The sequence below is a fragment of the Parafrankia colletiae genome, from assembly GCF_001854655.1.
In the GTDB taxonomy this organism is placed as follows: domain Bacteria; phylum Actinomycetota; class Actinomycetes; order Frankiales; family Frankiaceae; genus Parafrankia; species Parafrankia colletiae.
Map to the genome: position 1 here is coordinate 1 of NZ_MBLM01000026.1, position 9,368 is coordinate 9,368.

Genomic DNA, 9,368 nt, shown 5'->3' on the forward strand with positions numbered 1-9,368 from the left:
TCGCGTCGTTCGCTGGCAAGGACGTCGATGACCTGCCCGTACTGGTCAACCGCCCGGTACAGGTACGTCCACCGTCCGGCGACCTTGACGTAGGTTTCGTCGACGAACCACCTGTCCCCAGGGCTGTGCCGACACGGCCGCGCGGCGTCGACGAGCAAGGGCGTGAAGCGTTGGACGCAACAGGTCGGCGAACTTCACTTCTCACACAAACCCCCGCCTGAGCTGATCTCCTCCGTCGGTCGGGCAGGCTGCGCCTTACCCCGGGTTCTCCGGCCGTGCACGAGCGCCAACGCTCCAGCCGTGCCCGCTGGGTGTCGTGCGCTCTTGCACGGTCGGGGGTTCCGGGGTAACCCTCCGGGTGTCCGTCCGGCGGAGGCGATCAGCGGACGTTCGCGGCCACCCCCTCCTCCGGAGAGAGGGCCGGGGGTTGGGGCGGAGCCCCATTCATCAACAGCGGACAGGCGTCCTGGGCGTCCGACCGTCCGTGGCGTGGGCCCTGACGCTCCGACGGGCCGACGCACCGACGCACCCGGCGGGCCGACGCTCCGGGCGGGGTGCCGACCGGAGGGAGGCGGGGCCCCGGGCCGGGTGCGGCGAGCCGGCCGGGCGTGGCGAGTGCGGCGCGCACGGCGTGTGCGGCAGGGTCCACGCGCGCCCGCAGGGGCGCCTTGAAAACCGTACAGAACTTTGGCGACGATCTTTCCGGCATGCCTGGCCTGCTCGGTGCTGCCGGTGTGGCTCGGAGGTTAGTTGATCAGGCGGCTGGTGTAGCCGGCTTGGGTAAGTGCGCGGTAGGCGTCGCGGATGTCGTCGGGGACGGGTTGGGGGATGGCGTGGCCGCGTTCGGCGTAGAGCCAGATGCGTTGGGTGTCGCCGACGAGCATGGAGACGACGCGGTCGGTGTCTCCGATGCTGGCGATGTAGTCGTCCAGGGTGACGGGTAGGGACGCGCATCGGACGTCGACGTCCGGCCAGAGCCTGCGGCAGGTGGCGTAGGCGCGGCGCTGCTGGTAGGGCCGGGAGATCAGCGTCACGGACCTGGGTGTGAGGCCGTGGGCGGTGAGCAGGTCGCGGGTGCGGGTGATGTTCTCGCCGGTGTTGCGTGCGGTGGTCTCGATGAGGATGGCGGCGTCGGGGACGTCCAGGGTGAGGGCGTGTTCGCGGTAGTGGACTGCTTCCCCTCGGGGGAAGGTGTCGATGGTGGTGGGGGCGTTCGCGCCGGTGAACACGATCCGGGGGAACAGGCCGCGGTGGTAGAGGGTGGCGGCGCAGGTCGCGACGCTGAGGTCGTGGCTGCCGAGGCCGATGCCGATGTCGGTGGGCTGGGGGTCGTGGTGCAGGTCGTGGTAGTTCCAGAGCATTTCGACCGGGCCTCGTATCGCCGTGGGCAGTGTCGTGGCTGGGGTCATGGGCGGTCGGTGCTGTCGGGTAGCGGGAACCGGTAGGACCAGGCGAACCGTGACGCGGCGTGGACTCCGACGGCGTATTCCACGGCCGTGTGGTCGGCGGTGAAGGTGGTGCGGTGCAGCTCGACGACGGGTTCTCCGGGCGGTAGCTGCAAGGTCGTGGCCTCCTCGGGTGTTGGCATTCGCGCCCGGAGGTCTTCGTCGATCCAGGCGGGTTCGAGGCCCTGTTCGTAGAGGACCCGGAATCCGCCACCGGGGCCGGCAGGGCCGGCGGTGTCCTCGGTGAGGCGGGTGCCTTCGACGTGGTCGGGGCGGTAGTAGCTGGTGAGGGTGTGGGTGGGCTCGTCGTTCTCGCGGATCAGGCGTGCGCGTTCGTACACGTCGGCGCCTTCGGGGACCCCGAGTGCCGCGGCGACGTCGGGTGGCGCGGGAAGGCGGCGGACCGTCTGCGTCTGGTCGCCAGGTTTCCAGGGCCGGCCGGAGGCGACGCGGTCGGCGGCGAACGCGACCAGATCGGCGTCACGCCACTTGGCCTTGTCGTACCGGTCAATCCCGAGGCGGCGTAGGGGTGGCCGGGAGCGGACGTAGACACCGGCTCCGGTCCGGCCGCTGACCAGCCCTTCTTCCTTGAGGCGGGTCACGGCGAGACGGGCGGTCTCGGTGGCGACGCCGTAGTGCCGGGCCAGTTCGGCGGTGGAGGGGAGCGCGGTCTTCGGGGCGAGTCGTCCGGAGGTGATCTGCTCACGGAGATCGGCCCAGATCCGATCAGATGCCCCGCGCCTGCTGCTGCTCATTGCGCGAGTGTAGAGGCTTCCTAGGAAGGTCTTGACCTTCCTAGGAAGGTAGGGCAGGCTTGGTCAAGCTTCCTAGGAAGGTTTCCGGTGGAAGTGGTAGCGGGATGGCGCAGCGGCCCCGCCTTTGGGGGCTGAGCTGGGGCGTTGTCTCTGGCGGTCCTGGGTGTGGCTTCGGACCACACACATCCTGTCCTGTCTGCACCTGGGGCCGCTGCTCGTTCGTTCCGTTCGGCTGATCGGGGGTGTGCGGGTGCGGGATGGGTGGATGCGCCGGTGGGCGGCGAGTCTGGATTTTGAGCTGCCGGCGTGGGGTCGGGAGCGGATGGCGTGGCGGCGTGCGTCGGGCTCGGGTGACGCGGCAATGGAGGTCGCGCCGTTGGGCTTCGCCACTGCGGCTGTCGGCGTGGGGGTGGCGCTGCGTCAGGCCGGCTGGCCGGATGGCCCGTCCTTGCTGTTTTCGGCGGCCGAGTGGCGGGCGTTCCTGGCGGGTGTGCGCGGCGGGGAGTTTGACGATCTGACGGATTCGGGAGGTGGCGATGCGCGATGAGGACAGGTACGACGGTGAGGACGGGGACGGCTGGTCCTGGGACGACGATGACGGCTACGGGTACGGGTACGGGCCTGGCGCGGATGGTGAACGTGCGGGACGTGGTCACTCCGTCGGGGGCGCTGGCGCTGGTGGTACCGGGAGTGCAGGTGGTGGCGCCGTTCGTCGATGCTCGGATGCTGGCGCAGTACGCGCGGGAGCGGGGCATTCCACCTGCGGGATACCGGGTGCTGCCGTTCTTCGGTCTGGGGATGATCGCGACCCTGTGACGGGTGCCGCTGCGGGGCGGGGGTCCGGGGCTGGCGGCCTGATGGGCGGGTCGGCGTTGACGGGCTGGGAGTTCGACGCTGGTGGGCTGCGGGATCTGTGRCCGGAACCGGCGGACAGTCTGATTGTCGGTCTGCTGCCGGAACCGGTCCGGTCGGCGGGTGATGGTCAGGACATGCTGCTGTGCGACCTGATGCGCGTCGATGAGGACGTGATGGTCGGGGCGAGTATCGGTGTGGCGCAGTTGACCACGGTGGGCCTGGTGATCCTGCATCGCCGGTTCACGGCGCTGGTACAGACGCGGGTGGCGTGGGCGGTGGGTGTTCGGCTGCGGCAGGAGCGTCTCGCGGCCGGTGAGCTGCCTCGGATCGTGATGACGGGGTCGCTTCCGAACGAGGAGATGATCCCGGACGGGGTGACATTCTCGGCGCATCGCGTACGGCTGCGGGACCACGAGGTCCTCACGCCGGTGGATGTGTGGGAGGTGCGTTTCCCCGCTCTGGTCACGGCGGGAGAGGCATCCGCAGTCTTGTAGGTGGTGACCGCTTCGAGCTGGCGGCCCCGAACATGTCCGGCCCTTCCCCTCATGGCCGACGTTCGGGGCCGCCGTTGTCGTGTTTGCCGGTTTCGGCCCGGACGGTTCGGGTATAATAGGTATTGGCATTCGAGGGGCTGCGGTCCCTGCGTCGTGTAAGGCAGTACGCCAGATAGACGAGCTGTCCACGTTGAGCCGCCTGGGAGCGGCACGGACCGGGCTCGGGCTGCTGCACCGTGGGCCACGTGTCCTCCTGTACTCCGCACGTTCGGGTTTGGTGCTTTGACCAGCCTGTTCCTTGATCAGGGTGGTCTGGTCGGGTCGACTCCGAGGAGGTCCAGCACGCGCTGCTGGAGCGGCGTGGGCCGGGGGATGTAGGCGGGCTGGCCGTCGCGGGCGGGCACGAGGCGCAGGTCCGCGAGGGCTTCGAGCAGGAGCCGGCCGGTGGGCCTGGCTGGGCGGCCGGCGTAGAGGCCGGGGACCTTCCCGGACGGGCCCGCGGTCTGGCGGGCCTGGCGCTCGATCAGGGAGAACAGCAGCAGGGCCAGGCCGACGACGTGGAGCAGGCCGTGGATCCGCTGGTTGTTCTCGACGTAGAGCGGGTCGACGGCGAGCGGGCCCTTGAACGCGCTGTAGCGCCGCTCGGAGGCCTCCTGGCCCTTGTAGTCGAGGAAGACCCCGGCGGCGTCCTTCTCCTCGATGCTCTGGTTCGTCAGCAGCGCGAACCAGCCGTCGGCCTTCTTTGCGAGGTCGAGCGCGTCGGGGTCGAAGAACCAGGTCAGGTGTGGTCTGCCGGCGTCGGGGTCGGTGTCGACGTGCGTGCGCAGCCACGCCCCGACCCGACACTCTGCGGTGATCTTCTCGACGCGGGCGCGGACCGCCGCCTCGTCGGGGTAGTAGCGGGTCCCAAGGTTGCGGTGCAGCACGACGAGCGCCGCGCGCGCCTTGTCGATCTGTTTCGTGCGGGTGGTCGCGGACGTCTCGGCGCGCCGCGCCGAGTGGGAGAACACCGTGCGCACGGGGAACGGCGGGTCGGCGGCCTTCGGCCCGCGTAGGGTCGTGGTCCCCTCGACGACCCGGTGGACGTCGCGCTCGTGGAACAGCTTGTCCTGGTCGCGCTGGGCCGCCCAGTCCACGATCGTGGCGGTAGTCGGGTCGTGGGCGGCGAGTTCGGCCAGCCCGACGAGCGTGCGCGAGGCGGGGGCGACGAACGTGGCCCCGGCGGCGTCGATCGCCCGCAGGTTCGTGTAAGAGACCAGCTTGCTGTCCCCGACCATCAGGAAGCGGCGCTCACCGGCCAGTTCGCGCAGGGCGCGCAGCGCGCCCTCGACCTGGCTGATCTCGGCGGCGCCGCCGTCGTAGGCGCGGGTGAGTAGCGCGACCGCGCCGTCGGCGCTGGTCGCGACGCCCACCTGGACCTGTTTGAGGTCGAATCTGTGATCTTTTGGGTGGCCGGGTTTCGGGGTGGCGTAGGCGGGGTCGGCCTGGTCGTAGGCGCCGTACACGGACATGCTGGTCATGTCCCAGTGAAAGCGCAGGGTCTCGATGCCGAACGCCGTGACGGCGGCCGCGCCGATCGAGCCGACGATCGCGTCGGCCTGCTCGGCGAGGGCTTCGAGCGCCCGGCCGCACCGGTCGTCGTTGAGCGCGTCGGGCTCGATCCCGAAGATCTCCTTGACGGCCCACCTGCGGGCCCACTGCTCGACCCGGATCAGCGGGGTCGGGGACGTCAGCCGGTTGGCGATCAGCATGGCGATGACCTGGCCGTGGGTGTAGCGGGCCTTGTTCTCCTGGATCGGACACAGCCGGTCGATGATCGCGACGAGGTCGATCCTCGCGAGCAGGCTACGGATCACGGGCAGCGAGCCGAGGAACTTCTCCGAGCTCGGGGGCCCGTAGAGGAGGTCTGCGGTCGCCAGCACGCTGCGAACCGTGCCAGACCGRACGCACTACGCACCAGGCTGATCGCCACGCCGCCGGATCAAGAAGTCACGCAATCAGCACACCGGACGATCGTGCGGAGTACAGGTGTCCTCGTGGTTCGCGTCCAGTCGTGTTGACGTTCCGTCTGGGGTGCAGATGTGCCGCATGTGGCGTGTCCTGTCGATGTTCAGGGTTTGTCTCGTTCACGGGTTGACCGGGTAGGTCCGGCCGGCGGTTGAGGTCCGCCGCTGCTGATCTTCCGGTCTTTTTCTGTTTCCCGTTCTCGTTTTCCGTGTGGTGCTGCGGCTGGCCTGTGGGTTCGTCCGGGCTGACTGCGCCTGTGCGGTGAAAGGACGCGGTGGTTTCCGTGGACGTGGGCGTGAGCCTGCCCGAAAACCGGCTGGTGGCGGGTGGTTGTTCCCGGCCGATTCGCCTGTCCGGCCATGTCGATCATGTGGATGTTGGTACTGGTGAGGTGCGCCGGGCGTTCACCTCTGCGGGTGAGCCGGGCGGGGTGCTGCATGTCCGGTGCAACAACCGGCGCGAGTCCGCGTGTCCGGCGTGTTCGGCGGTCTACAAGCGCGATGCCCGGCGGCTGGTCCTGGCCGGGCTCGCGGGTGGCAAGGGTGTGCCGGAGACGGTGACCGGGCATCCGGCGTGGTTCGTCACGTTGACCGCACCGTCGTTCGGCCCGGTGCACTCGCGGCGCCAACAGGGCGGCAAGGGCGGTCCGGTGCGGGCCTGTCACCCCCGGCGGGGTCTGTGCCCCCACGGCCGTCCGGTGGGCTGTCATGAGCGGCACCGCGAGGATGATTCCCGGCTGGGGTCGCCGTTGTGCGCGGACTGTTACGGCTACGGCCGGTCGGTGGTCTGGAACGCGCTCGTCCCCCGGTTGTGGAAGGCCACCCGCGACGGCACGGAATCCGCGGTGGCGGCGACTGCGGGTCTGACCGTGGCGGGGCTTCGCCGTGCGGCGCGGCTGTCGTTCGTGAAAGTCGCGGAGATGCAGGCGCGGGGCGTCGTCCACCTGCACGTGGTGATCCGGGTGGACGGTCCCTTCGGGCCGGACTCGGCTCCTCCCGCCTGGGCGGCCGGTGAGCTGGTCGCGGACGCGCTGCGCGGGGTCCTGAGCGCGGTGGCAGCACCGGCTCCGGATCCGGACGCGCTCACCCTTGACACCACCACCGTTGCGGATGCCGGCTGGGCGGTGCGCTGGGGCGCACAGGTCGATATCCGCCGGATCGCGTTGGAGGGGCCGGCGGATGTGTCCCGGGTCAGTAACTACCTGGCGAAGTACATCACCAAGTCCGCGGCGGCGGGTGGCGCGTTGGATCATCCGGTGCGGTCGCTGGCCGCACTCGGCCGGCTGACGCTGCCCCCGCATCTGCGCCGGCTGGTGGAAACCTGCTGGCGGCTCGGCCACGATCCGGTGTTCGCGGTGGCGTTGGATGCGGCGCTCGGCCGGGAATCCGGTGACATCCCGCGGTTGGTCCGCTGGGCCCATCAGGCGGGATTTGGTGGTCACTGGCTGTCGAAATCACGGGCCTACTCGACCACGTTCACCGCACTGCGGACGGTGCGGCGGGTGTGGTCCCGCACGATCGGTGCGGCGATGGCGGGCCGGGCGCCGGTAGACGCGTTCGGCCGTCCGGACGGCGATCCCGACACGGTGATCCTCGGGGCGTGGACCTATGCAGGGCGTGGTCTGTATGCCGGGGATCACGGTGATGATCCACCTGACGGGATGTCGGTGCCGGCGGCTGGGTCGGGTTCCGATGTGTGGCTGGCCGGGCTATGAGCAGCGAAGCGTCCGTGCAGCTCTCGCTGTTCGACGACACCCCCGACGACGCCGACACCGGCGCGGGTGAGGCGGCCCCTGCCGTGGCTGGCCAGCAGGTGAGCACCGAAGGTTCCGGTAGCTCCTCTGGCTCTTCGGCTGTTTCTGCCCCGATGGCTCCCGGGGCTGTGCTGCGGAAGGCGACCGCGGTGCGGGTGGGTGGGCGGGCCGGCACCCGACCGGTACCGGTGCCGGCTTCGGCGCGGTCTCGGCGGGTGTTCTCCGATGCGGCGGAGGAATGGGGTAGGCGTCAGGCGTTGGCGGCTCCGGTGTGGTCGCGGGAGAAACGGCGCCGTGTCGCGGCGCTGCTCGGGCTGGTCCTGGCCGACGATCGTGGTGGTTAGGTCTCTTCTCGCCAGACCGGGTCCAACAGGTCGGGGTCGAACCTGCGGCCCCTGCCGGCGGGGTGGACGACCACGGCAATCAGATGCTCTTTGATGATCGCGCGCTGGCGGGCGAGGCTGTAGTCGTCCCACTCGGCGCGGACATCGGCGGGGCGGGCGTGCGCGTTCGCGGTGGCCACAAGATGATCGTTCCGTTCCTTCAGGAGTACTTCTTCCTGTTCCCGGAGCTCTTCCATGGTCGGGAAGTAGTCCTTCGGGGAGATCCGCCGGGGCACCGACGTCCACGCGGCGCGGGTCTCGGTGATGCTCTCCTGCACCTCGGCCAGCGCGGCTTYCCCCGTCCACGGGGCGACGTCCACGACGGCGCTCGCGGTCTCCAACTCGATCTTGTTGAACAGCGCCGCCAGAATATGATCATCGGTGTGGGGTCCGTGCCGGGAGACCTTCCCGCACCCTCCTTGCGTCGGCGCGGGGCACCGGTAGATCGCGTGCTTGCGTTCCCGGTAGGGCGGTGACCCGAACATCGACCGGCCACACCGGCCGCACGCCACCACGCCGCTGAGCAGGTAGCGGCGGGAGTTATGCCCCTGCTGGGCGTAGGTCCGGTCCCCGATCTTGGCGATCACCTGTTCCCACCGGCGCACGCCGATGATCGCTTTCCACTGGCCCTTCACCGGGACTTCGATGGTCCGCCCGTCGGGGGTACGTTCCTTGCGGGTGACGACCTGCATGTACTTCGCGACATGGCCGTTGATGTTCGGTTCCTCGACCCCCCGGCCGCGTAGACCGCAGATCCGGGGGTTGCGGTAGACCTTCAGGATGCTGCTCTTGGTCCACTTCTTCCCCCGGGTCCCGCGGATACCGGCGTCGTTCCACTCATGCAGCAGATCGACCACCGGGACTCCGGCCAGGATCTTGCGGGCTCCCTCGCGCAGGATCGCGGCCTCGGCGAGATTCAACGTGCGCTTGTCGTCCTTCCAGCCGAACGGACGGCTGCCCCCGACCGGCACCCCCCGCTCGGCGCGGTGCTTGTGCGACCGGCGCACCCGGCGGGACGTGTCCGCGCTGGCCTTGTTCGCCGCGACCGCCTGCGCGCGGGCGTTCGCCTTCCCGTACTCGGTGGTCAGATCGACGCCGGGCCCGACGATCGGGCGGCCGTATAGCTCGACGACCTCGATCGCGTCTTCCAGGTCGCGCAGATCCCGGGTGAGACGGTCCAGGTCCCACACGATCGCCCCGTCCAGGAACCCGGACCGCAGGTCAGCCAACAGTTCGGCGTAGTCCGGGCGGATCACCCGGGAGATCATCGTGCCGTCTTCCAACACGATCGTCTTCTTCTTCCAGGCCGATTTCTTCTCCTGGTAGACCTTCTCGATCGTCGCCCCGTGCTCCTCGGCGAACTCGTAGCCGTCCTCGTCCTGGCGTTCTAGCGCGTCATCCCCACCGACCAGTTCCGAATACCGGGTGTACAGACCAAGTCGCAAACCGTTTAACTTCGCCATACAAAAAGTGTAGTTCGCATGATCGTTGCACCCACCGGTACACGGTCACGTGATCAATGTCGAGGCCGCGTTCGGCCAGAAGTTCCTCGACGTCCCGGTACGACAGGGCGAACCGCAGGTACCAGCGGACCGCCAGCACGATCACCTCAGGTGGGAACCGGAACCCGGCGAACTCCGACGTCGGAACCGGTGGACAGACACGACGTCGACGCA

The 9,368-nt window shown here is 69.4% G+C and carries 9 protein-coding genes and 2 pseudogenes; 5 read left to right on the plus strand and 6 right to left on the minus strand.

Features of this window, described 5'->3' with window-relative positions; genetic code table 11:
- From CC117_RS40330 to CC117_RS05380, 3 genes and pseudogenes are all read right to left on the minus strand, one after another.
- Positions 1 to 176: pseudogene (locus tag CC117_RS40330) on the minus strand (DDE-type integrase/transposase/recombinase); the annotation flags it as partial.
- A 570-nt stretch (positions 177 to 746) separates the two neighbouring features.
- Positions 747 to 1,409, minus strand: a complete 663-nt coding sequence (locus tag CC117_RS05375) for a YdcF family protein (protein ID WP_071082651.1) — start codon at positions 1,407 to 1,409, stop codon at positions 747 to 749.
- Complete coding sequence (locus CC117_RS05380; protein WP_071082652.1) at positions 1,406 to 2,200, minus strand: GntR family transcriptional regulator; 795 nt, start codon at positions 2,198 to 2,200, stop codon at positions 1,406 to 1,408. The genes CC117_RS05375 and CC117_RS05380 overlap by 4 nt, the downstream gene beginning before the upstream one ends.
- 322 nt (positions 2,201 to 2,522) lie before the next feature.
- On the opposite strand from CC117_RS05380, the gene CC117_RS05385 reads away from it, so the two are divergent.
- The 3 genes from CC117_RS05385 to CC117_RS05395 are packed head-to-tail and all read left to right on the plus strand — an operon-like array spanning position 2,523 to position 3,549.
- Positions 2,523 to 2,747: a DUF397 domain-containing protein gene (locus CC117_RS05385; RefSeq protein WP_116287706.1), complete on the plus strand. Its 225-nt coding sequence runs from the start codon at positions 2,523 to 2,525 to the stop codon at positions 2,745 to 2,747.
- A gap of 47 nt (positions 2,748 to 2,794) precedes the next feature.
- Positions 2,795 to 3,016: a hypothetical protein gene (locus CC117_RS05390; protein WP_071082653.1), complete on the plus strand. Its 222-nt coding sequence runs from the start codon at positions 2,795 to 2,797 to the stop codon at positions 3,014 to 3,016.
- Entirely contained in the window at positions 3,013 to 3,549 is a 537-nt protein-coding gene (locus tag CC117_RS05395; protein ID WP_241829859.1) for a hypothetical protein, read from the plus strand. The genes CC117_RS05390 and CC117_RS05395 overlap by 4 nt, the downstream gene beginning before the upstream one ends.
- A gap of 302 nt (positions 3,550 to 3,851) precedes the next feature.
- Here CC117_RS05395 and CC117_RS05400 read toward each other — a convergent pair whose 3' ends face one another.
- Entirely contained in the window at positions 3,852 to 5,471 is a 1,620-nt protein-coding gene (locus CC117_RS05400) for an IS1634 family transposase (protein WP_241829860.1), read from the minus strand.
- A gap of 359 nt (positions 5,472 to 5,830) precedes the next feature.
- Between CC117_RS05400 and CC117_RS05405 the strand changes: the two genes are divergently transcribed.
- Both CC117_RS05405 and CC117_RS05410 read left to right on the plus strand, forming a co-directional pair.
- Positions 5,831 to 7,270: a replication initiator gene (locus tag CC117_RS05405; RefSeq protein ID WP_071082654.1), complete on the plus strand. Its 1,440-nt coding sequence runs from the start codon at positions 5,831 to 5,833 to the stop codon at positions 7,268 to 7,270.
- Positions 7,267 to 7,653 (plus strand): hypothetical protein, encoded by a 387-nt coding sequence (locus CC117_RS05410; RefSeq protein ID WP_071082655.1) that lies wholly within the window; start codon positions 7,267 to 7,269, stop codon positions 7,651 to 7,653. The genes CC117_RS05405 and CC117_RS05410 overlap by 4 nt, the downstream gene beginning before the upstream one ends.
- Here the strand turns inward: CC117_RS05410 and CC117_RS05415 are convergent.
- Both CC117_RS05415 and CC117_RS40335 read right to left on the minus strand, forming a co-directional pair.
- Positions 7,650 to 9,137, minus strand: a complete 1,488-nt coding sequence (locus CC117_RS05415; protein ID WP_241829861.1) for a recombinase family protein — start codon at positions 9,135 to 9,137, stop codon at positions 7,650 to 7,652. The genes CC117_RS05410 and CC117_RS05415 overlap by 4 nt on opposite strands.
- A 40-nt stretch (positions 9,138 to 9,177) precedes the next feature.
- Positions 9,178 to 9,300: pseudogene (locus CC117_RS40335) on the minus strand (IS6 family transposase); the annotation flags it as partial.
- Between the last annotated feature and the right edge of the window lie 68 nt (positions 9,301 to 9,368).